Consider the following 21,569-nt stretch of genomic DNA (forward strand, 5'->3'; position numbering starts at 1 on the left):
AACGTAAATATCCATCATTGACCCCAAAACACCGAGGTGTATGGGGCCCAAAAACATAATAATCACAACCAAGTTTCGCAGGAAGACAGGACAATGAAAGACAGCAGGATCAGGAACGCTGCGCTACGTTCAAAAATCGTGAGCGCCGAAGAAGCAGCAGCGATGATCGAACGCGATACCGCCGTCGGCATGAGCGGCTTCACCGGTTCCGGTTACCCCAAGGCAGTGCCCCTCGCGCTCGCCAGCCGCATGGATGCAGAAAATGCCCGCGGCAACCCATTTCGCCTGCGCGTATGGACAGGCGCGTCGACCGGCCCCGAACTCGATGGCGCACTCGCACAGGCCAATGGCGTCGAATTCCGCCTTCCCTATAATTCGGATCCCATCTGCCGCGAAAAGATCAATCGCGGCCAGATGGAATATCTCGACATGCACCTCAGCCAGGTCGCGCCGATGGCATGGCAGGGCTTTCTCGGTCCGCTCGATACGGCGGTCGTAGAAGTCACGGCCATCCGTGAAGATGGCTCGCTGGTTCCCTCAACCTCGATCGGCAACAACAAGACCTGGCTCGACCGCGCAGACAAGGTAATCCTCGAAGTCAATCGCTGGCAGAACCCAGCGCTCGAGGGCATGCACGACATCTATTACGGCACCGCGCTGCCGCCCAACCGCGTGCCGATCCCGATCGTGAAGTCGGATGATCGCATCGGTGACACGTGCTTCCGCTGCGATCCTGACAAGATCGTCGCCATTGTCGAAACCGACATCCCCGATCGCAACGCGTCCTTCACGCCGCCCGATGAGAATGCACGGGGGATCGCGCAGCATCTTCTCGAATTCCTGAAGCACGAGGTGAAGAAGGGCCGCCTGCCCGAAAATCTCCTTCCGCTTCAATCCGGCGTCGGCAACATCGCCAATGCCGTGCTCAGCGGCCTGATCGATAGCCCGTTCGAAAATCTGACAGCATATACAGAGGTCATTCAGGACGGCATGCTCGACCTGCTCGACAGCGGCCGCCTGCGCTTTGCTTCGGGCACAGCCTTCTCGCTCAGCCCCGAAGCTGCAACGTCGGTCAACGAACGCCTTGATGACTATCGCGGTCGCCTGCTGCTGCGTCCGCAGGAAATCAGCAACCACCCCGAAGTGATCCGCCGCCTCGGCTGCATTTCGATGAATGGGCTGATCGAGGCCGATATGTACGGCAACGTCAATTCAACCCATATCATGGGCTCGCGCATCCAGAACGGCATCGGCGGTTCGGGCGACTTCGCGCGTAACGCATTCCTGTCGATCTTCATGACGCCGTCGATTGCGAAGGGCGGCAATATTTCGGCGATCGTGCCGCACGTCTCGCATGTCGATCATATCACGCAGGACGTTCAGATAATTGTGACCGAGCAGGGTCTGGCGGATCTGCGCGGGCTCAGCCCGAAGCAGCGCGCCAAGGTGATCATCGAGAATTGCGCGCATCCGTTCTTCAAGCCGCTGCTCGCGGACTATTTTGAACGCGCTCAGCGCAATTCCTTCGGTCTGCAGTCGCCGATGATTCTGAAAGAAGCGCTCTCATGGCATGAGCGTTTTGTCGAAACTGGGTCGATGCGCCCCTGATTTCGGATATTGGCAGGAGCCGCGCAGTGCGGCTCCTGCCATAATTTTTAGCCGAACAACGACATCAGACCGGCCCAGGCGCGGCCAAAGAAGCCTGCCTCACCCACATCCTGTTCCGCCACGAGCGGCATCGTCTGTGCCGGCATGTCGGGCGTGCTCACCACCAGATCGGCGATGTGCTGCCCCTTCTTGATCGGCGCCTTGATCGGACCATTGTAAACGACCGCCACCTTCATGTTGGCGGCCGCACCTGCCGGCAGCGTGACCGAGATCGGGCGCGCTGCGACAAGCCCTACTTCGCTAACATCACCCATCTGGACTTCCGCGGTCTGAACGCGCTTGCCGGCCGCAACGATCGGCTTGGCGGTCCACGCCTTGAAACCCCAATCCATGAAGCGCACAGATTCCTGGATACGGCCATTGAACGTATCCAGCCCGGCAACCACCATCACCAACCGGCGACCGTCCTGTTCGGCGGACCCCGTAAAGCCATAACCCGCTTCCTGCGTGTGTCCGGTCTTCAGCCCGTCTGCCCCGCGGACGCGCCCAAGCAACGGATCGCGATTGGCTTGGGTGATGGCATTGCCGCCCATCGTTTGGCCCCAGGTGAAGCTGTCCTTGCTGTAGAACTGCTTGTAGAGCTTGGGATGTTCCTCGATAGACGCCTTCGCCAGCGTTGCCAGATCACGCGCCGTTACATAGGTGCGCCCTTCATCGGGCCACCCGTTCGACGTTCCGAACTGGCTGTTGTTCAACCCAAGGCGCTTGGCGGTTGCGTTCATCCGCGCGACAAAGGCTTCCTCGGTGCCCGAAATGCCCTCGGCCAGCACGACGCAGGCATCGTTACCCGACAGCGTCACGATGCCGTACAAAAGGTTCTCGACGCTCACTTCCTCGCCAGCCGAAAGGAACATGGTCGATCCCGCAGCGGGCCCATGCCACTTCTTCCAGGTTTCCGGGCGCACCGTGAATTTCTGATCGAGTTTAAGCTCACCACTCTTGACCATGTCAAAAGCGACCTGAACCGTCATCATCTTGGCCATCGATGCCGGCGGAATGCGCTGGTCAGCGCCCTTGGCATACAGCACGGCGCCCGAAGACAGGTCTTCAAGAAAGGCAATCGGCGCCGTGGTCTCGAAGGGCGGCGCAGCCGCGCTCACAGGATAGGACAGGGCCAGCGCGAGCAGCGAGGGAAGCAGGATCGGTTTCATCTATCTCTTTCGATGAGCAGAATCGGATTGGTGAGAAAATATCGGTGTCGGTGATGTCAGCGGGACACTTGATCCGCCAACAGCCCAACGGACAATGCATAGAAGTTCGAGCAGTTATAATCCAGAATGGCGCGATAATTGGTCGTCAGCAAATAGGCCGTCTGTCCAACGCCGTCAGGCTCCAGCAATGAAGCCAGTTCGTTGTCTCGCGGCACCGGAGCCCCGATCGGGGTGATACCAAGCGCACGCCACTCTGCGATCGTCTTCCACTGGCTGTGCCGGTCATGCACGCGCGGGCAACGCGGCGCGGAGGTCTTGCTCGCGATCGCGCTTCGATTGAGCCCTACGGGCACCGAGACGGCAACGCCCCAAGGGACATTGGGGCGCCAGCCCGCATTGACGAAATAGTTCGCGATCGACGCCAGAGCATCGGGCTCGCTCGACCAGATGTCCTTGAACCCATCACCATCGCCATCCTTGGCGAGGCGAACATAGACCGAAGGAAGAAACTGCGGATACCCGGTCGCCCCCGCCCAACTGCCGACCAGCCGGCTGCGTGGAACGCCCTGGTCGATCATCTTCAGCGCAGCAAGAAACTCGGCCGTGAACAACTCGCGGCGACGCCCTTCATAAGCGAGGCTCGCCAGAGCCCGGAGCAAATCGAAATTGCCGGTATAGGCCCCGTAATTGGTCTCATGGCCGTAAATCGCCACCATGATCGCCTCTGGGACGCCGGTTTCTTGTTCGATCCGCGCGAGTTGCGGACGGAGTTGCTGATATTTCGCGCGCCCACGATTGATCCGTGCCGCATCGACATGCCGCGCCTTATAAGGCGCGAAAGCAGGAATCGGCGCATTGGGCGCACCACCAGGCTGCGCTCGGTCTAGTTCAATGACGCGCGCATTATAAGTCAGCGTCGGCAGCACGCGATCAAGCGTCGCGCGACTAATCCCTTCCCGCTCGGCGCGCCCACGAAGCCCATTCAAAAATGATTGAAACCCATCTTCGCTCTGCGCATGCGCCTTGGAAACAACAAGGCTGCTCTGCGGCAGGGCGGCTGCCATTAGGACTGCGGCTGAAAACAAAATGGAACGCATTGCTCCCCCTTCTCCCTAGGCATGCCATAGCCATGCCCGAAGGTGAAACCCCCTTCGTCGTATGATCCGCACAAAAGGTCGCGTGCGTCACGATTTTTAACGATCATGCACACACCCCCTTTCCCTCGGTCTCGTCAGCCGATATGGCCAGCGCGAAGGAAGAGTGGCCGAGTGGTTTAAGGCAGCGGTCTTGAAAACCGCCGTGGGTGCAAGCTCACCGTGGGTTCGAATCCCACCTCTTCCGCCACCGATCTCGATCGGACGGCCTCTAAAACCTCTAAAAACCTTGATTTTTAGCCGATTTTAGACTAACTTTGGTCTCAGTCGGTTTCTCCCGATGCCCCCAAATCTCATCGCCATCGGGGGCATTTTGGGGGCACGCAATCGAGATTTGGGGGCACCGATGCTCACAGACTTGCAGGCCAGAAAGGCGCAGGCTCGGGACAAGGATTACAAGCTCTCCGATAGCGGCGGATTATATCTGTTCGTCACCGCAAAGGGGGCGAAGTCCTGGCGACTCAAATACCGCTTCGCCGGGCGTGAAAAACGTCTGGTCTTCGGTCAATATCCTGAAATCTCGCTGAGCGAAGCCCGCGACCTTCGCGACGAGGCTCGCCGGCAAGTCCCGTGAATTTCAGGATCCCACGGTCGAGAAGTGCAATCGCAAGTTTGCCAGCGCGGCGCTACAATGGAGACGTTCGACAGGCTGGCACGCTTTCGACATAGCCGCGGGTCATGATCTGGAGACTGTCAAACCCGATACAGGGCTGGCTGTCATGTGGCTCGCTCTTCCGCGAACGGATCGTCGTGGAGTGATCGCCCTGCCGTTTCCGGCATGAAACGCAGTGCGATCAAACCGATGACACAGGCCACCATCATATAGAATGCCGGCATAAGCTCATTGCCGGTCGCGCTGATCAGCGCGCTGCCGATCGCCGGCGCGGTACCGCCAAACAGCGACGTAGACAAATTATAGGCGATAGCAAAGCCGGCGAAGCGGGCGGCAGTAGGGAACAGCGCCGGGAAGGTCGCCGAGATCGTCGCCAGTTGCGGCACATAGAGTAACCCGAGCAGCACAAAACCGATGATCGCGCCGACCAGCCCTGTCGCCATCAGCATGTAGAGAGGCACCACGCCGACCAGCAGGCCGATTAGCGACAGGCGCCACATCGAACGCCGCCCGACCCGATCGGACATATGCCCCGCGATAGGAATGAAAAGCATCATGAAGAGCATGCCAATGATCGGCACCACCAGAGCCTCATCCGCAGACAGGCCGATACGGCGTTGCAAATAAGTCGGCATGTAGCTGAGCAGCGTATAGTTGACGACGTTGAGCGCCACGACCAGCCCGCCCACGACTAGCATCGGCCGCTTATGGTCGCGTAGCAGCCGGGAGAGTGGCAGCGATCCGCTGCCTTCGGCTACCTGCTCGCGAAAGACCGGGGTGTCCTCCATCTTTGATCGCAGATACATGCCGATCAGGCCCATGGGCGCGGCCACCAAAAAGGGGATACGCCAGCCCCAAGCATGCATAACCGTATCGCCCAGCACGAGCGAAAAGCCCAGCATCAAGGCCGCACCGAAGGAGAAGCCAGCCAACGTGCCGAACTCGAGGAAGCTGCCATAGAAACCCCGCCGGTCGTCGGGCGCATATTCGGCCATGAAGGTCGCCGCCCCACCATATTCTCCGCCGGTCGAAAAGCCCTGTACCATGCGCAGCAGGATGAGCAGCGCAGGTGCCGCCCAGCCGATCTGCGCATAGGAAGGGATGAGACCGACGGCGAGCGTCGCGCCCGACATCAGCAGGATGGTCAGCGCCAGCACCGACTTGCGCCCCAGCCGGTCGCCCAGCGGTCCCCAGAACAGGCCACCGAGCGGCCGGACGAGGAAGGAAATGGCGAATGTGGCCAGAGCGAACAGTACGGCATCGTCCACGTCCCCAGGAAAGAGCGCAGCGGAGATATAAGTCACGCCATAAGCATAGATGCCATAATCGAACCATTCAGTAGCATTGCCCAGCGCCGAAGCGGCGATGGCGCGACGCAAGGTGAGGTTGTCAACCTGCGCTGGGGAGGCAGCAGTCACAGGGATGGCGGAAGCGGTCATTCAGTCTGTCCATCTACGGTATTGGGATCGAGCAGCGACGCCACCGGCGTTGTGCGGGGCACGATTTGGAATTCCTGCTGGTAGGGCACCGGAACGGGCGGGGTCGCGGCCTGACGCCAGAGGCCGAAGGCAAGCGTCGCGCCGGCACACAGGGCTATGAAGAGAAAGAGCCCGGTCGTCGGCGCAAGGCTCATCAACAGCGCCGCGCCCAACGGACCGATCGCCGCTCCCACCGAATAGAGCAGCACCAGCCGGCCACTCGCTGCAACCCGCTCGGTTGCATGCAGCCGGTCGTTGCAGTGCGCGACGCAGAGCGGATAGAGGGCGAAGCTGAGTCCGCCGAACAGTGCGCCTAGCGCCATCAGCAGCGGCCCATCCGACATCAGCATCGCCAGCGCCGTGCAGACAGCCAATGTCGCGGCAAAGCAGCCGACGATCACCCAGCGCCGGTCGAGCCGGTCCGACAGGCGCCCCAGCGGCCATTGCAGCGCGACGCCGCCCAAGATGACGATCATCATGAAGCTGGCGGTCGCGCCAAGGTTCAGCCCCAGCCGGCGCACATGCACCGCCGCCATGCCATAAAAGGCGCCGAGCATCAGCCCGGTCGCGACCGACCCGACCGTGCCAAGCGGTGAGGCTGCATAAAGGGCGCGGATGGTGAAGGCCTGCGCATCGACGGGCGCGGGTGCGCTGCTGCGGGTCAGGCAAAGAGGGATGATGGCAATGGAAATGAGGATGGAGGCAATCTGAAACGGAACCGTCGGCAACGCGCCGCTCGCGCCCAGCAGCAATTGCCCGACCGCCTGCCCGGAATAGAGCGCAGCCATATAGCCAGCGAGCACGCTGCCGCGCGTTTCCGCCTCCGCCCGGTCGTTGAGCCAGCTTTCTAGGCAGATGAACACGCCGGCAACGCAGATGCCGTCGATGAGGCGCAGGCAGGCCCAGAAGGTCGGATATTGGACCAGCGCATAGGCCAATGTGCTGGCCGACAGCAACGAGACGAAGGCAGCGAAGGCACGGATATGCCCTACCTGTCGCACGATTGCCCCGGCCCGCAACGCGCCGACCACAAGACCACCAAAATAGGCGGTCGCAACCACGCCGATCACCATCGTGCGTGCCGCTGCCCCCTCCAACCGCAAGCCGATCAGCGTGGACATAAAACCGCTGCCCGCCATCAGCATGAAGATTGCGAGCAGCAGACTACGGACGGGGTGGATCGCGGCGAACATGGATGGTGACCGAGCGCGGATCAGGCCGCACGCCGATCCTTCGCCGGTTCTGCCCCGTCCTCCACTAAAGCGCGGTGCAGCGCGCCCACGGCGCTCTCATAATGATCGACATCGACGATGAACTGCACGTCGACATTGCGGATCTGGTGCTGCATCGCGACGATCGGCACATTGGCATCGGCCAGCGACCTCAGGGCGTCGGGCACCAGCCCCGGCCGCGCTATGTCGCTGCCGATGAGCGATACGATCGCCACCGGCTGGGCCGATATGGCGGCGTCGGGATAGCGAGCCTGCAAATCCGTGATCACCCGCTTCACCGTCGCCGCATCGGCGGACAGATAATGGGTGATGGTGTTGGCGTTCGACGCCTTGCTGACGATCCAGGCGTCATGCCGGGCCAGCACGTCCAATATCGCCGCGTCATAGCCCTTCACGCCGACCATATCCTGCTCGAAGAACATGAGCGCCTGCGCATGGCGCACGCCGGTGACGATCTCGACGCGCGGCGTATCGGACACATAGCCGCCACATATCAGCGTTCCGCCATCTTTCCGGTCGAACGTGTTGCGCACCCGCAGCGGAATGTCGGTCTGGCGCAGCCCCCTTCCCGCGCCAGGATGGATCGCCTCCATCCCCAGATTGGCAAGCTGGTCCGCCACCTCATAATTGGTGCGGCCGATCTTGCGCGCCTTGTCCGTGCCCACGAGGCGCGGGTCCGCGCTCGACAGATGGAACTCCTTATGGATGATCGCCTCGCGCGCCTTCGTCAGCACGGCAATGCGCGAGAAGGTCATTTCCGAATAGCCGCGCGCATAGAGCCGCACCATGCCCTCGCTGCATCCGGCATAGCCGGTGACGATCGGCAAGGTGGTCGCCAGATCGATCAGCGAGAATGCTTGCGTGATCCGGTCGTCCAGTTCGCGCATGTCCTGCTGGTCCCACAGGGTCAGGTCGACAAACTGCGCATTGACGCCTCGGTCGCGCAGCAGCAGCGCGGTCGAATGCGCGCTATGCGCTTCGCCGAGGCCCGCCAGCAGTTCGCGCACCGTCATCAACTGTTCCTTGACGCAGAAACGACCATGGCTGCGCAGCCGCGCCAGATCATCAAGACAGGCCGCAACCGCATCGATCCGCATGTCGACAAAGGCATTGGCCTCCGCCAGGCGGTCGGCGCGGACGAACATCGTCGCATTGCGCTCCTGCATGGCGCGGCGCACCGCCTCCATCGTCTGACGCCAGCCGTCCGTATCCTCGTCCGCCACGAAACAGGCATAGACGCCCGGCTCACCGCTTTTCTTGTGCTCCAGCAGCAGGTCGGTCATGCCAGCATAAGCCGATACCACGAAGATGCGATGATAGAGGTCCGCGCCCTTACGGCCGGCGATCAGCACATTGTCGAACAATGTCGCGGTCGCGGCCATGGACGTGCCGCCGATCTTCTCGACGCTATGCATGCGGTTCATGCCAGCGCCTCCTCCATCAGTGGTCCGGTGACCGGTGCGATCACCTGCGGTTCGCCGCGCGCGGCGATGAAGGCGGGGCGCGGCCGGTCTACGCCAAAGGGTGCCGCAAGCCGGTTCGACACGGCATTATAGACCAGAAAGGCGTTAGCGCGCGGGAACGGCGTGATGTTGCCGTTCGAACCATGCATGGTGTTGCAGTCGAAGATCACCACCGATCCCGGCTTGCCGGTCGGCGCCACGATGCCATGACGATGCGCCAGTTCGGCCAGGCTATCTTCGTCGGGAACGCCATATTCCTGGCGCTTGAGCGACTGACGATAATGGTCCTCGGGCGTCTCCCCGACGCAGGTCAGGAACTGGCGGTGCGATCCGGGGATCAGCATCAGCGGGCCATTGTGCGGCATATTTTCCGCCAGGAGCACCGACATGGACAGCGCACGCATGCGCGGCATGCCATCCTCCACATGCCAGGTCTCGAAATCGCTGTGCCAGTAGAATTCCTTGCCTTGGAAACCGGGCTTATAGTTGAGCCGCGACTGGTGGATATAGACATCGTCGCCCAACAGGAAGCGGGCCACGCCGGCCAGCCGGCTGTCCGCCGCCAGCCGCTCGATAACCCGGCTCTGGGCATGGATGCGGAAGATCGAACGGACTTCGTTGCCGCCCGGTTCGGTGATGACGGTTTCGGCTTCCAGCGCATCGGGATCGGCCAGCAGCTTGCCGGCCTCGCGCTGAAGGAAGGCGACTTCCACGTCGGAGAAGATATCTTCCAGCACCAGATAGCCGTCGCGATCGAAGGCGTCGGCCTGTTCGCGGCGGATCGGCGCGCCTGCGCTCCAATCGGCATGGACGACCGGATCGTGGCGCGGCAAAAATTCCGCCATGTCGGCATGGCGAGACGGGTAGAGGTCTTTCATGGGACTCCCCCTTTCAGTCTAAGGATGTTCAGGCGTGGCAGGCTCGCGCAGCCCCGAGGCTGCGTCACGCATCAGTCGGCCAGCGCAGGCTCGCGCCTGGCACTGGTAGCGGCGGGATAGGCGCCATTCTCGTCATGCACTTCCTTGCCGGTGACCGGCGGATTGAAGGTGCAGGCGCACAGAATATCGGTTTCCGGCCGCACGATATGCTGGTCATGGGCGTTGAGCGCATACATGACGCCGGGCGCCAGTTGATGGGTAATGCCCGTGCCCAGATCCTCGATCGTGCCCGTGCCCTTGAGCACAAGCACGGCCTCCAGATGGTTCTGGTAGTGCATGTGCAGTTCCTCGCCCGCGTACATGGTGGTGACGTGGAAGGAAAAGCCCATATTGTCGTCCTTCAGCAGAAGGCGAGCGCTTTCCCAGCCTGCGGACTTTACATTACGGTCGGACTTGCGGATGTCCTGAAGCTTGCGAACGATCATGTCTGATATCTCCTCTTATTCTGCGGCGACGCCATAGGTGACGGTCAGCGCGGACCGGATGCTCTCCTCGAGAATGTCGAGGCCGGCCGACAGCACGGCGTCCTCGATCACGAGAGGCGCCAGCACCTTGACAATCTCGTCGTGCGCGCCGCTGGTTTCGATGATGAGCCCCTTCGCAAAGCAGGCGGCTGTGATGGTTTGCGCAACTTCGCCCGATCCGACGTCGATGCCGCGCATCATGCCGCGGCCGCGTGTCGACAACCCATATACGGCCGCCATCGCGTCCAGCCGCCGTTCCAGCAGCGCGCCGCGACGGGCAATATCCTGCCCGAACTGCGCGTCGCCCCAGAAATGGCGGAGCGCGGCGGTGGCGGTGACAAAGGCATGGTTGTTGCCCCTGAAGGTGCCATTATGTTCGCCCGGCGACCATTGATCCAGTTCCGGACGGAACAGGGTGAGCGCAAAGGGCAAACCCATGCCCGACAACGACTTGGCCATGGTGACGATGTCGGGTGTGAAGCCCATGCCTTCGAAGCTGAAGAACGGGCCGGTGCGTCCGCAACCCGCTTGGATATCGTCGACGATCATCAGCGCGCCATGGCGCTTCGCGATTTCGGCGATCCGGCGCAGCCATTGCGGCGAGGCGGCATTGAGGCCGCCCTCCCCCTGCACAGTTTCCACAAGGATGGCGGCCGGCGCGTCGAGGCCACTCGACGGGTCGGACAAGCGCCGTTCCAGCAGGTCGGCCGTATCGACATCGGGACCATGATAACCGTCATAGGGTTCATGGGCGACGTGGCTCAGCGGCACGCCCGCGCCGCCGCGCTTGGCGGCATTGCCGGTGCAGGCGAGCGCGCCGAGCGTCATGCCGTGGAAGCCGTTGGTGAAGGCGATCACAAGTTCGCGACCCGTAATCTTGCGCGCGAGCTTGATCGCGGCTTCGACCGCATTGGTGCCGGTCGGCCCGGTGAACATGGCGCAATAATCAAGCCCGCGGGGGCGCAGGATCACATCCTCCAGCGTGGCGAGGAAATCGGCCTTGGCATCGGTGTGCAGGTCAAGGCCATGGGTGATGCCGTCGCCGGCGATATAATCGACTAGCGCGGCCTTCAGGACCGGATGGTTGTGGCCATAGTTGAGCGTGGAGCAGCCCGACAGGAAGTCGAGATAGCGGCCGCCCTGATTGTCGTGCATCCACACGCCTTCCGCGCGGTTGAACTGGCGCGGCATGGCGCGGGCATAGCTGCGCACGGCGGACTCGCGCCGCTCATAAATGGCCGTGTCGGGAATGGCGCTAGTGGGTTTGGGCTGGGTTGTGACAGTCATGGTCTACAATCTCTCTCAACTATGCGCCGGGATCGGCAGCGGGCCGATGCATGCCTGCCATTCGGTGGCATGAGCGCCGGCAAAATGAGCCTGTTCTTCAAAGCGGGCGGTCTTTTCGATCGGGGAGCCCCACCGCCGCGCAAGCCCCTCAAACAAGGCCCAGGACGCCCGATTGTCGTTGGTAATAGTCGTCGTCAGATGGGTGACGCCGGCCTGCTCGGGCCGGGCCAGCAGTGCCTCAATCATGCGCCCTGCAAGGCGCTGCCCTCGCGCGGCGGGCGACACCGCGACCTGCCAGACGAAGAAATTTTCCGGCGCGGCCGGCGGGCGATAGCCTGATACCCACCCGACCACTTCACCGCCCCGATCGGCGACGATGCAACTGTCGGCAAAGTCGGTGCATTGCAGCAGGTTGCAATAGGCCGAATTGGGATCGAGCGGCGGACAGGCCGCGATCAATCCGCTGATGTCTGGTCCGTCCGTGGCGACGGGCGTGCGCAGAACGACATCCTGCCCCTCACCCAATTTTGAGCGCGCATAAGCCCGTGGCGACGAAGTGGTCGCTGTAGCTATGAAATCGAAGATTGTTCATCTCCCGAATTATATTTTACTCGAAGAAGCAGATTCTCCGGTGGGATGCGGAGTTATATGCCGATTTCAGGCGACTTCTTCAACCCCGACGGTGAAATTATAGTTCATATGACAAAGTATAATGGCGGAATCGTTTGGCAGCGATGGTGCTTTGCGAGGCTTCGCGCTATGCCCATTGCTATGGATTCCGAAATGGCCTCACTGACCCTGCGCGCGCTACGCCGCGTCCTGCGTGCGACCGAAATTGGCAGCCGCCAGTTGGCGACGATCACCGGCCTAACCCCCTCACAATTGCTGGTATTACGGGAAATTGACACGCGTGGATCCGCCACCCCCTCGGCCGTGGCGCACGCGCTGCAATTCAGCCAGGCGACGATCACCGCGATCGTCGACCGACTGGTCTCGCTCGGCTTCGTCCAGCGCCAGCGGGGCGAACGCGACAAGCGGCAGATTCACCTGACTTTGCTGCCTGACGGCCGTGACGCCTTGGCTGACGCACCCGACCCCTTGCAAAAGCGCTTCACCGACCGCTTCGACGCACTCGCTACTTGGGAGCAGGCAATGATCCTCGCGGCAACGGAAAGGCTGGCGGTGCTGATAGATGCAGATTCGATCGACGCCGCGCCGCTACTCGACAGCGGCCGGATCGACCGTTCCGAACCGCATTGACGCCTCATGTGCTCCCGCAGAGATCCGTCAAAAGCACAATGGTCGGCCGCGCGCCCCCTCGATGGCAATCAGCCCCGACCATCGGATAATCGATACCCAACACCCATTTCATTCACGATCAAACGCGGTTGCTGAGGGTCGTCTTCCAGCTTTTGGCGTATATTGCGGACAACCACCCGCAGATATTCGACATGATGCTCGACTTCATGCGTCCAGACGCTTTTCAGCAATTGGGCATGGGTAATCACGCGGCCGGGGAAACGAGCCAGCGCCTCGATCACACCATATTCCTTGGGGGTTAGATGAACCTCGATCCCGGCCTTGAAAATGCGACGCCGCACAAGGTCTATCTCGACATCACTCACGCGAACGGCGCTGCTACCCCCCTGCGCCGTCACGCGGTGGCGTAGCGCCGCGCGGACACGTGCGAGCAATTCATCGGTGTCGAAAGGCTTGGTGACATAATCATCGGCTCCCAGATCGAGCGCAGTGACTTTCTGTTCGGTCGCCTCGCGTGCCGAGACAACCAGCAGCGTGGCACTGGAACGCTGTTTGATAAGCGGAACGAGTTCGAGGCCATCGCGATCAGGTAACCCAAGATCGAGCAGTACAACCTGCGGCGACTGCGTCGCCAGCGCGGACAGCGCCTCGCTCGCGTCCCCCGCCTCAATCACGTCGAAATCAGCGCGCACCAAGGCTGTGCGGAGCAGCCGGCGGATATGCGGCTCATCATCAACAACGAGCACACGATTGGCAGCGGTCATCAAACGATCTCCGGCCCCGGTTCCCGCACAAGCAGTGCGGACGGAAAATAAAGAGTGAAGCACGCGCCTTGCGGTTCAACGCGGTTGGCTGCAGAAACGCTGAGCCCCATTGCCTCAGCAAAACCCTTGACGATGGCAAGCCCCAACCCGGTGCCTCCCTTCGTGCGGTCAGACCCTTCCAGCCGGGCGAAGGTCTCGAAAATCTGGCTCTCGCGTTCTGGCGGAAGGCCCGGCCCCTCATCAAGGATTGAGAGCAAGATACCGTGCGCTTCGCGTGTGCCCCTGATGACGATGGGTGTACCGGGATCGGCATAGCGGCCAGCATTGTCCAGCAGATTGATGAGGCAGTGATGGAATAGCTGCGCGTCGATGCGCACGAGCGGCAAAGTGGGTGCTACCGCAAGCTGGATCGCATGCCCTTCAAGCGTTTGACGCGTATCATGGACAGCACTTGCAACCGCGTCTGTAAGATCGGTCGCTTCGATGTTGAGCCTAAGGGCCCCTGCTTCAACGCGAGCCATATCAAGCAGGTTCGCAACGAACCGGTTGAGCCGCTGCGCCTCCCCCTCGATCACGTCGACCAGCGGCGCAGCTTCCTTGCGCCTGAGTTCAGTGGTCGCGGCCAAAATGGTCGTCAGCGGCGTGCGGAGGTCATGGCTGACCGAAGAAAGCAGCGCCGCGCGCAACCGATCCCGCTCGCGTAATTGTTCGATGTCGCGCATGTCTCGCTCAAGCTGCATCCGTTCAAGGACGATCGCGGCCTGATCGAGAAGACTAATCAGCATCGGCATCTGGTCTGCACGAACAGGCTCGCCAGCATCATCACGCGCGAGCCCCACAACGCCGAGTACGCCGCGTCCCGCGCGCAACGGCTGAAACAACCAATCTGACGACGTGAGGGTTGAAGATCCACGCCCTGCGGGCTGCCCCTTGTCGATCGCCCATTGTGCCGCGGCCAGTTCGATCTGCTCCAACCGATTTTCCGGTGGAACTGCAGCATGAAGCTCCGGCCCATTGGCGGACGGCAGGAGGAGGACTGCGCGCACATCTAACAGGCGCGCAAGCTCTGCGCAGATCGCCTGCATCAGTTCTTCCTCATTTGCGGTCACGGTGAGTTCGCGAGAGAAGCCTGCAAGCGCAGCATTTTGACGTGCGCTCGACGCGGCGAGGTCCGCCTGCGCGCGAACGCGCGCCGCAAACTGGCTGGTGACCACGGCCACACCCAACAACACGATGATGGTGACGACATTCTCGGGGTTATTGACCGTAAGCGTGCCGGTCGGCGGCAGGAAAAGGAAATTATATGCAAGGGAAGATAGCGCACCGGTGAACAGCCCCGCGCGCAGCCCAAACAAGCTCGCGGCTGCCATCACCGGCACTAGGTAGAGCAAGGCGAGGTTACCCAGGTTCAGAAAGGTCGAAAGAATGGTGGCAAGTGCACTAATCGCCGCGACCATCAAGGCCGACCAAAGGTAATGAGCAGGATCGCCCCAGTTGCGACGACGCGTCCGTTCCACGGGTTCGGGCAATGCTTCATGCTCGGCGGGCAGGACATGGACCGCAATGTCCGAAACGCTGCGCACCAGCCGATCGACCACCGAACCATGTCGGAATTCGAACCACCAGGAGCGCGCCGACTTGCCGACGACGATCTGGGTGGCGCGTGCATCGCGCGCGAAGGCGGAAAGCCCGCTGACGACATCGGCGGCGGGGATCGTCGCGGTGACTGCGCCGAGCTGCGAGGCAAGCGCGAGCGCTTCCGACACGCGCTGGCGTTCAGCGTCGGACAGTTCATGCGATCGTCGCGTCTCGATATGCACCGCGGTCCAAGGCGCGCGGAGCGCATCGGCGAGCCGCTTGGCGGCGCGGACGAGGCCGAGCGTATGCGGCTGCTCGCTGACCGCAACGAGAACGCGCTCCCCCGCCGCGAAGCTTCCCGCAAGCGCGTGCGCGCGGACATAATCGAGCATCTGCGCGTCGACCGCCTGCGCCGCGCGACGCAGTGCCAGCTCACGCAGCGCCGAGAGGTTGGATTTGGAGAAGAAGTGATGAAGTGCGCGGCTCGCCTCTTGCGGGATGTAGACCTTGCCCGCCTTCAACCGCTCGATCAACTCGTCGGGCGGGATATCGACGACCTCGATTTCGGCGGTCTCGAGAATGCGGTCGGGCACCGTCTCGCGCACGCGGACGCGCGTGAACGAGGCGACGACGTCGTTGAGGCTTTCGATATGCTGGATGTTGACGGTCGAATAGACGTCGATCCCCGCGTCGAGCAATTCCTCGACATCCTGATAGCGCTTGGGATGGCGGCTGCCCGGCGCGTTGGTGTGCGCGAGCTCGTCGACAAGCACGAGCTGCGGGCGGCGTTCGAGGATGGCGTCGATATCCATCTCGGTGAGCATGTGCCCCTGATAGGCGATGGAGAGGCGCGGAATGACCTTGTGGCCGCGCGTCAGCGCCTCGGTTTCCTGTCGCCCATGCGTCTCGACCACGCCGATGACGACATCCCTCCCCTCACGGCGCTGCTGCGCGCCGTCGGTCAGCATTTCATAGGTCTTGCCCACACCCGGGGCCGCGCCGAGAAATACCTTCAGACGGCCACGGCCCTCCTGCGCCGCCTGACGCAGAAGGGCCTCGGGTTGGGGTCGGTTTTCGTCCGGTTTCACTCCGACTTGTTACCCCCAAGCTGGTCCAGCTGTCGATTGAGTTCCAGCACGTTGACGCGGTCCTCGCCAAGGAAGCCCAGCAGCGGGCGTCTGACCGACTGTTCGACAAGGTTGCGCACGCGCGCGTCGTCGAGCCCTCGGACGCGCGCGACGCGCGATACCTGCGCCAGCGCCGCCGCAGGCGAGAGATCGGGATCGAGCCCCGAACCCGATGCGGTGACGAGATCGGCCGGCAAGTTGCCCGAAACCCCCTCTGCGCGCCGTGTCGCGATATCGGCGGTGACTCGATCGGAAAGCGCCTGGCTCGTCGGCCCGAGGTTCGAGCCCGAAGACGCAAGCCCGTCATAGCCCTTGCCCGCCGCCGAGGGGCGCGTGTGGAAATAGCGTTCGCCGGTGAAGGCCTGTCCTGCGACTGCCGAGCCGATCACCTTGCCGTTTTCGGTGATCAGGCTGCCATTGGCCTGATTGGGGAAGATGAGTTGTCCCAGGCCGGTAAGCGCGAGCGGATAGGCGAGCCCCAACAGCAGCGCGAAGAGGATGGTGAGCGCGAAAGCGGGGCGGAGCGCGGTTGCGATATCCTTGCCCATGTCAGTTACTCCTATGCGAGGCCAAGGCCGTTGACGACGACGTCGATCAGCTTGATGCCGATGAAGGGTGCGACGAGGCCGCCAAGGCCGTAAATGGCGAGGTTGCGCGCGAGCAGCGGGCCCGCGGCCATCGGCCGGTATTTCACGCCCTTTAATGCGAGCGGGACGAGCAGCGGGATGATCAGCGCGTTGAAAATGATCGCCGAGAGGATCGCAGATTCAGGGCTGCTCAGCCCCATCACGTTGAGCACGGCGAGCCCCGGATAGAGCACGACGAACATCGCCGGGATGATCGCGAAATATTTGGCGACGTCGTTGGCGACCGAGAAGGTGGTGAGCGCACCACGCGTCATCAGCAACTGCTTGCCGAGGCCCACAACCTCGATCAGCTTGGTCGGATCGCTGTCGAGATCGACCATGTTGCCCGCTTCGCGCGCGGCCTGCGTGCCGGTGTTCATCGACACGCCGACATCGGCCTGGGCGAGCGCCGGGGCGTCGTTGGTGCCGTCGCCGCACATCGCGACGAGCTTTCCGCCCTCCTGTTCCTTGCGGATCAGCACAAGCTTGTCCTCGGGGGTGGCCTGGGCGAGGAAATCATCGACGCCCGCCTCAGCCGCGATCGACGCGGCGGTGAGCGGATTGTCGCCCGTGATCATTACGGTGCGGATACCCATCGTGCGCAGCTCGGCAAAGCGTTCGCGGATACCCGCCTTGACGATGTCCTTGAGGAAGATCGCGCCCAAGAGCTTGCCATCCTTCGCGACCGCGAGCGGGGTACCGCCCTGACGCGCGATCTCGTCGGTGATGCGGCGCAGCTCGGTCGCCGCCGCGGTTTCGCCGAGGCCAGGATTGGCCTTGAGCACCGAATCCACCGCGCCCTTCTGGATGATCGCGCCGTTATATCTGATCCCCGAGATCCGCGTCTGCGCGGTGAAGGGGATCACCTCCGCCCCCTTCGGCAAATCGGCCTGCGCGATGCCGAACTGCTCGCGTGCAAGCACGACGATCGAACGGCCTTCAGGGGTTTCGTCGGCAAGGCTGGCCATCAGCGCGGCTTCGGCCAATTGCTCCATCGGTGTGCTGCCGACAGCGCGGAACTCGCTCGCCTGACGATCGCCGATCGTGACCGTGCCGGTCTTGTCGAGCAGCAGCGTATCGATATCGCCCGCCGCCTCGACCGCACGGCCCGACTTGGCGAGCACGTTGAAGCGCACCAGCCGGTCCATGCCCGCAATGCCGATCGCCGAGAGCAGGGCCGCGATGGTGGTCGGGATGAGCGTGATCAGCAGCGCCGCGAGGATCGCGACGGGGATGCTGCCCCCCGCATAGCTGGCAAAACCGGGGATGGTCGCGACCGCGATCAGGAAGATGATCGTGAGCCCGACGAGCAATATGGTGAGCGCGATCTCATTGGGGGTCTTCTGCCGCTCGGCGCCCTCGACCAGCGCGATCATGCGATCGAGAAAACCCTGGCCGGGATTGACCGTGACGCGGACGCGGATCTCGTCGGAGATGACGCGGGTGCCTGCGGTCACCGCCGAACGATCGCCGCCCGCCTCGCGGATCACGGGCGCGCTTTCGCCGGTGATCGCGGCTTCGTTGACCGAGGCGACCCCCGCGACGACGTCACCGTCCGACGGGATGAGATCGCCGGTCTGGACGAGGACGATATCGTCGACGCGCAATGCGCTGGCGGGAACGCTTTCAAAAGCATCACCCTTGCCCTTCAGCCGCTTGGCGGTGAGTTCGGCCTTGGTGGCGCGCAGGCTTGCCGCCTGCGCCTTGCCGCGGCCTTCGGCGAGCGCCTCGGCAAAGGTGCCGAAGAGCACGGTCAGCCACAGCCAGATCGCGAGCTGGAGCTTGAAGCCGAAGGCGAGCGGATCGCTGCCGATGAAAAGCAGGATGGTGAGCAGCGCCGCCACGGTGGCGGTGACGAACATCACCGGGTTGCGGATGAGCTGGCGCGGATCGAGTTTGCGGAAGGCATCGCGGCAAGCGGGCAAGAGCAGTTCCGCCGCGAAGATCGATTTCGGTGCGTGATGCCTGGCCGATGCACCGCTCCATTCGGGAGCGGGCACGATGGCCGATATCGGTGCGTGAGGCGTCATGAATACGCTCCAATCAGAAGAGTTGGCCAGAGGTCATCGCGAGATGATCGGCGATGGGACCGAGCGCGAGGCTCGGCAGGAAGGTGAGACCGCCAAGGATCAGGATGATCCCGACGAGTAGGCCGACCCACAGGCCGCCCGTGGTGGGGAAGGACCCCGCCGATTCGGGCACATGCTTCTTCGCCGCCAGCGACCCCGCGATCGCGAGCATCGGCACGATGATGAAGAAACGGCCGAGCCACATCGCGATGCCGAGCAGCGCGTTGTAATAAGGCGTGTTGGCGGTGAGGCCGGCAAAGGCGGAGCCGTTGTTCGCGACGCCTGAGGTGAAGGCGTAGAGAATCTCCGAAAAGCCGTGCGGCCCCTTGTTGAGCGGCCCTGCGAGCCCCGCGCCGAGCACCGAACTCAATGCGGTGAAGCCAAGGATGATGAGCGGCAGGATCGCTATGCTAAGCACCGCGAGCTTGACCTCGCGCGCCTCGATCTTCTTGCCGACATATTCGGGAGTACGCCCTACCATCAGCCCGGCGACGAACACCGCGAGGATGGCGAAGAGCAGGAAGCCGTAGATGCCCGCGCCTACGCCGCCGATCACGATTTCGCCCAGCTGCATGTTGAATAGCGGGATCATGCCGCCAAGTGCAGTGAAGCTGTCGTGCATGGCGTTGACCGCACCGCATGAGGCCGCGGTGGTGACCACCGAGAACAGCGCCGAGGCGGCGATGCCGAAGCGGACTTCCTTGCCCTCCATATTGCCGCCGGCGACGCCGAGATTGTGGAGGATCGGATTGCCTGCAGCTTCCTGCCAATAAGTGATGGTGACGCCCGCGAGGAACAGGATCATCATCGCCGAGAGAATCGCCCAGCCCTGGCGCGTATCGCCCACCGCCTTGCCGAAGCAGTAAGTGAGCCCGGTGCCGATCACGAAGATCGAGAGCATCTGGGCGAGGTTGGCGAGCCCGGTGGGGTTTTCGAAAGGATGCGCCGAATTGGCGTTGAAGAAGCCGCCGCCATTGGTGCCGAGTAGCTTGATCGCTTCCTGGCTTGCGACGGGGCCGAGCGCGAGCGTCTGCTTCACGCCCTCGAGCGTGGTGAGATCGACCGAACCGGCAAGCGTCTGCGGCACACCGTTCGCGATCAGGAAGAGCGCATAGCCGATGCAGACCGGCAGCAGCAGATAGAGCGTGACACGCGTGACATCGGCCCAGAAATTGCCGATCGCCTTCGCCTCACGTCGCGCGAAACCGCGGAACAGCGCGAAGGCGAGCGCGATGCCCGTCGCCGCCGAGAGGAAATTGTGAATGGTGAGCCCAAGCATCTGCGACAGGTTCGACATCGTCGATTCACCGCCATAGCTCTGCCAGTTGGTGTTGGTGTTGAAGCTGACCGCGGTGTTGAAGGCGAGGTGATCGCCGACCCCGGGCAGCCCCTGCGGGTTGAAAGGCAACACGCCCTGTAAACGGAGCACCGCATAGGTGAAGAGCAGCAGCACCGCGTTGAAGAGCAGCATATGGACGGCGTAGCGCCGCCAGTTTTGTTCCTCGTTCGGATTGATCCCGGCAAGCGTGTAGAAACCGCGTTCGACGGGGCCGAGCACGGCGTGGAGCGGCGTGCGGCGGCCTTCGTAGAGCGCGAACAGCCAGAGCCCGACGGGTTTGGCGAGCGCCAGCAATATGCCGGTGAAGGCGAGGATGAGGATCCAGCCCTGAATCGTCATGGCAAGGCTCCGTTCAATAGCGTTCGGGTCGCACGAGCACGGCGACCAGATAGACGAGAAGCGCGATCGCGGTGATCGCGGCGAGCCAGAGGTCGAGCGTCATATGCGGCCTCCTCAGGCGTTGTCGCACAGCCGGGCATAGGCGAGCGTGACCGCCACCAGCCCGAGGATCAGTCCGACCCACATTATGTCACCCATGATGCGTCTCCCGTCAGAAGGATGCGGTGAGCGAGACGACCGCGGCGCCATCGACGATGGTGCGCCCGCGCGTGGTTCCGCTGGTGTAAAAGGCGTCGGCGGCGGTCTTGCCGATATCGGTATCGACATAGGCGATACCGAGCGTCAGCATCTTCCAGGTAGCGTCGGCACCGATCAGCCAGTCGACATAGTCGCCATGAGGACCCGCGAGTGTCGCGCCGCTGCCGGTGGTGTAACCGAGATGCGCCTTCAATGTGACAGGCGCGCCGGGAATGGCGACGCTGCCGTCGGTATAGACATAGAGATTGTCGGCATCGCCGATCGCATCCTGCTTGGGTGCATATGCCGCGCCGAGCTTGAGCGAAGCGGGGCCGACGGTGCCGCTTAGCGCGGCATAAGGCTCGGCATAATCGGTGCGGTCGGTTCCCGGATAGAGATACCAGAGCAGCCCGACGTCGACCGCGAGATCACCGATTTCCTTTCTGAACCCGGCATAGAGATCAAGCTCGGTATTGGACCCGCCATAGCTGCCAAATCCAGCAAGGCTTGAACCCCATGCCCCGACATACAGCCCAGACGCATGAGAAGCGGTGAGCCCAGCCTGAACCGCCATGTCTTCGTCGGACTGGGAAACACCACGAAACCGATATTGCGATACCAGCGCGGCATTGCCTGCGAATGTCAAATCGGTGGCTTTGTCATTGGCATCGTTCGCCATGGCTGGCGATGCAAAAAGGAGCGTCGTAACGACCGCCAGAACCGCATATGATTTTATATTGATGCGCATTGTTGCCCCCATCGTTACGGGGGCGACGGCCAAT

The 21,569-nt window shown here is 62.5% G+C and carries 19 protein-coding genes and 1 tRNA gene; 4 read left to right on the forward strand and 16 right to left on the reverse strand.

Annotation, left to right across the window (positions count from 1 at the left end; translation table 11 throughout):
* The first annotated feature begins 93 nt into the window (after nucleotides 1-93).
* The gene (locus tag QYC26_RS00610; RefSeq protein WP_317513477.1) at nucleotides 94-1,608 is read left to right on the forward strand and encodes an acetyl-CoA hydrolase/transferase family protein; all 1,515 of its coding nucleotides are present in this window, start codon (nucleotides 94-96) and stop codon (nucleotides 1,606-1,608) included.
* Between the two features lie 47 nt (nucleotides 1,609-1,655).
* On the opposite strand, the gene QYC26_RS00615 is transcribed toward QYC26_RS00610, so the two are convergent.
* On the reverse strand, nucleotides 1,656-2,819 hold the full coding sequence (locus tag QYC26_RS00615; RefSeq protein ID WP_317513478.1) for a D-alanyl-D-alanine carboxypeptidase family protein: 1,164 nt from the start codon (nucleotides 2,817-2,819) through the stop codon (nucleotides 1,656-1,658).
* A gap of 56 nt (nucleotides 2,820-2,875) precedes the next feature.
* A complete protein-coding gene (locus QYC26_RS00620) occupies nucleotides 2,876-3,883 on the reverse strand; it encodes a lytic murein transglycosylase (RefSeq protein WP_317513479.1) in 1,008 nt (335 codons plus the stop codon).
* A 190-nt stretch (nucleotides 3,884-4,073) separates the two neighbouring features.
* Here QYC26_RS00620 and QYC26_RS00625 point away from each other — a divergent pair.
* Both QYC26_RS00625 and QYC26_RS00630 read left to right on the forward strand, forming a co-directional pair.
* Nucleotides 4,074-4,163: transfer RNA gene (locus QYC26_RS00625), tRNA-Ser, on the forward strand.
* Between the two features lie 156 nt (nucleotides 4,164-4,319).
* Nucleotides 4,320-4,547 carry an Arm DNA-binding domain-containing protein gene (locus tag QYC26_RS00630; RefSeq protein WP_317513480.1) on the forward strand — a complete coding sequence of 76 codons (228 nt, stop codon included), beginning with the start codon at nucleotides 4,320-4,322 and terminating at the stop codon, nucleotides 4,545-4,547.
* 143 nt (nucleotides 4,548-4,690) lie between these two features.
* On the opposite strand, the gene QYC26_RS00635 is transcribed toward QYC26_RS00630, so the two are convergent.
* The 7 genes from QYC26_RS00635 to ectA form a co-directional block, all read right to left on the reverse strand.
* On the reverse strand, nucleotides 4,691-6,025 hold the full coding sequence (locus QYC26_RS00635) for an MFS transporter (RefSeq protein WP_317513481.1): 1,335 nt from the start codon (nucleotides 6,023-6,025) through the stop codon (nucleotides 4,691-4,693).
* Entirely contained in the window at nucleotides 6,022-7,257 is a 1,236-nt protein-coding gene (locus QYC26_RS00640) for an MFS transporter (protein WP_317513482.1), read from the reverse strand. Before QYC26_RS00640 ends, QYC26_RS00635 begins: the two co-directional genes overlap by 4 nt.
* 20 nt (nucleotides 7,258-7,277) lie before the next feature.
* Nucleotides 7,278-8,720: an aspartate kinase gene (locus QYC26_RS00645; protein WP_317513483.1), complete on the reverse strand. Its 1,443-nt coding sequence runs from the start codon at nucleotides 8,718-8,720 to the stop codon at nucleotides 7,278-7,280.
* Entirely contained in the window at nucleotides 8,717-9,637 is a 921-nt protein-coding gene (gene thpD / locus QYC26_RS00650) for an ectoine hydroxylase (RefSeq protein ID WP_317513484.1), read from the reverse strand. Before thpD ends, QYC26_RS00645 begins: the two co-directional genes overlap by 4 nt.
* 71 nt (nucleotides 9,638-9,708) lie before the next feature.
* Nucleotides 9,709-10,122, reverse strand: a complete 414-nt coding sequence (locus QYC26_RS00655; RefSeq protein ID WP_317513485.1) for an ectoine synthase — start codon at nucleotides 10,120-10,122, stop codon at nucleotides 9,709-9,711.
* Between the two features lie 15 nt (nucleotides 10,123-10,137).
* Nucleotides 10,138-11,448, reverse strand: coding sequence for a diaminobutyrate--2-oxoglutarate transaminase (gene ectB, locus QYC26_RS00660; protein ID WP_317513486.1), 1,311 nt, complete (start codon nucleotides 11,446-11,448; stop codon nucleotides 10,138-10,140).
* Nucleotides 11,449-11,463: 15 nt separating this feature from the next.
* The gene (gene ectA, locus QYC26_RS00665) at nucleotides 11,464-11,949 is read right to left on the reverse strand and encodes a diaminobutyrate acetyltransferase (RefSeq protein WP_317514965.1); all 486 of its coding nucleotides are present in this window, start codon (nucleotides 11,947-11,949) and stop codon (nucleotides 11,464-11,466) included.
* A 270-nt stretch (nucleotides 11,950-12,219) separates the two neighbouring features.
* Between ectA and QYC26_RS00670 the strand changes: the two genes are divergently transcribed.
* On the forward strand, nucleotides 12,220-12,708 hold the full coding sequence (locus QYC26_RS00670; protein WP_317514966.1) for a MarR family transcriptional regulator: 489 nt from the start codon (nucleotides 12,220-12,222) through the stop codon (nucleotides 12,706-12,708).
* A 68-nt stretch (nucleotides 12,709-12,776) separates the two neighbouring features.
* Here the strand turns inward: QYC26_RS00670 and QYC26_RS00675 are convergent, their stop codons facing one another.
* The 7 genes from QYC26_RS00675 to QYC26_RS00705 form a co-directional block, all read right to left on the reverse strand.
* Nucleotides 12,777-13,472 (reverse strand): response regulator transcription factor, encoded by a 696-nt coding sequence (locus QYC26_RS00675; RefSeq protein ID WP_317514967.1) that lies wholly within the window; start codon nucleotides 13,470-13,472, stop codon nucleotides 12,777-12,779.
* Nucleotides 13,472-16,138: a sensor histidine kinase KdpD gene (locus QYC26_RS00680; RefSeq protein WP_317513487.1), complete on the reverse strand. Its 2,667-nt coding sequence runs from the start codon at nucleotides 16,136-16,138 to the stop codon at nucleotides 13,472-13,474. The genes QYC26_RS00675 and QYC26_RS00680 overlap by 1 nt, the downstream gene beginning before the upstream one ends.
* Complete coding sequence (kdpC, locus tag QYC26_RS00685; protein WP_317513489.1) at nucleotides 16,135-16,725, reverse strand: potassium-transporting ATPase subunit KdpC; 591 nt, start codon at nucleotides 16,723-16,725, stop codon at nucleotides 16,135-16,137. Before kdpC ends, QYC26_RS00680 begins: the two co-directional genes overlap by 4 nt.
* 11 nt (nucleotides 16,726-16,736) lie before the next feature.
* Entirely contained in the window at nucleotides 16,737-18,833 is a 2,097-nt protein-coding gene (gene kdpB, locus QYC26_RS00690; RefSeq protein ID WP_317513490.1) for a potassium-transporting ATPase subunit KdpB, read from the reverse strand.
* Between the two features lie 13 nt (nucleotides 18,834-18,846).
* On the reverse strand, nucleotides 18,847-20,550 hold the full coding sequence (gene kdpA, locus QYC26_RS00695; protein WP_317513492.1) for a potassium-transporting ATPase subunit KdpA: 1,704 nt from the start codon (nucleotides 20,548-20,550) through the stop codon (nucleotides 18,847-18,849).
* A 13-nt stretch (nucleotides 20,551-20,563) separates the two neighbouring features.
* On the reverse strand, nucleotides 20,564-20,653 hold the full coding sequence (locus QYC26_RS00700; protein WP_317513493.1) for a potassium-transporting ATPase subunit F: 90 nt from the start codon (nucleotides 20,651-20,653) through the stop codon (nucleotides 20,564-20,566).
* A 108-nt stretch (nucleotides 20,654-20,761) separates the two neighbouring features.
* On the reverse strand, nucleotides 20,762-21,535 hold the full coding sequence (locus QYC26_RS00705; protein WP_317513495.1) for a TorF family putative porin: 774 nt from the start codon (nucleotides 21,533-21,535) through the stop codon (nucleotides 20,762-20,764).
* Between the last annotated feature and the right edge of the window lie 34 nt (nucleotides 21,536-21,569).

Source organism: Sphingomonas sp. C3-2, assembly GCF_033025475.1.
GTDB lineage: Bacteria > Pseudomonadota > Alphaproteobacteria > Sphingomonadales > Sphingomonadaceae > Sphingobium_A.

Excerpts from the sequence above, each read along its gene's own strand:
- QYC26_RS00700 (WP_317513493.1), bottom strand. The coding sequence starts at position 20,653 with ATGACGCTCGACCTCTGGCTCGCCGCGATCACCGCGATCGCGCTTCTC.
- kdpC (WP_317513489.1), bottom strand. The coding sequence starts at position 16,725 with ATGGGCAAGGATATCGCAACCGCGCTCCGCCCCGCTTTCGCGCTCACC.
- QYC26_RS00635 (WP_317513481.1), bottom strand. The coding sequence starts at position 6,025 with ATGACCGCTTCCGCCATCCCTGTGACTGCTGCCTCCCCAGCGCAGGTT.
- thpD (WP_317513484.1), bottom strand. The coding sequence starts at position 9,637 with ATGAAAGACCTCTACCCGTCTCGCCATGCCGACATGGCGGAATTTTTG.
- kdpB (WP_317513490.1), bottom strand. The coding sequence starts at position 18,833 with ATGACGCCTCACGCACCGATATCGGCCATCGTGCCCGCTCCCGAATGG.
- QYC26_RS00705 (WP_317513495.1), bottom strand. The coding sequence starts at position 21,535 with ATGCGCATCAATATAAAATCATATGCGGTTCTGGCGGTCGTTACGACG.
- QYC26_RS00645 (WP_317513483.1), bottom strand. The coding sequence starts at position 8,720 with ATGAACCGCATGCATAGCGTCGAGAAGATCGGCGGCACGTCCATGGCC.
- QYC26_RS00655 (WP_317513485.1), bottom strand. The coding sequence starts at position 10,122 with ATGATCGTTCGCAAGCTTCAGGACATCCGCAAGTCCGACCGTAATGTA.
- QYC26_RS00640 (WP_317513482.1), bottom strand. The coding sequence starts at position 7,257 with ATGTTCGCCGCGATCCACCCCGTCCGTAGTCTGCTGCTCGCAATCTTC.
- QYC26_RS00620 (WP_317513479.1), bottom strand. The coding sequence starts at position 3,883 with ATGGCAGCCGCCCTGCCGCAGAGCAGCCTTGTTGTTTCCAAGGCGCAT.
- QYC26_RS00675 (WP_317514967.1), bottom strand. The coding sequence starts at position 13,472 with ATGACCGCTGCCAATCGTGTGCTCGTTGTTGATGATGAGCCGCATATC.
- ectB (WP_317513486.1), bottom strand. The coding sequence starts at position 11,448 with ATGACTGTCACAACCCAGCCCAAACCCACTAGCGCCATTCCCGACACG.
- kdpA (WP_317513492.1), bottom strand. The coding sequence starts at position 20,550 with ATGACGATTCAGGGCTGGATCCTCATCCTCGCCTTCACCGGCATATTG.
- QYC26_RS00615 (WP_317513478.1), bottom strand. The coding sequence starts at position 2,819 with ATGAAACCGATCCTGCTTCCCTCGCTGCTCGCGCTGGCCCTGTCCTAT.
- QYC26_RS00610 (WP_317513477.1), top strand. The coding sequence starts at position 94 with ATGAAAGACAGCAGGATCAGGAACGCTGCGCTACGTTCAAAAATCGTG.
- QYC26_RS00630 (WP_317513480.1), top strand. The coding sequence starts at position 4,320 with ATGCTCACAGACTTGCAGGCCAGAAAGGCGCAGGCTCGGGACAAGGAT.
- QYC26_RS00670 (WP_317514966.1), top strand. The coding sequence starts at position 12,220 with ATGGATTCCGAAATGGCCTCACTGACCCTGCGCGCGCTACGCCGCGTC.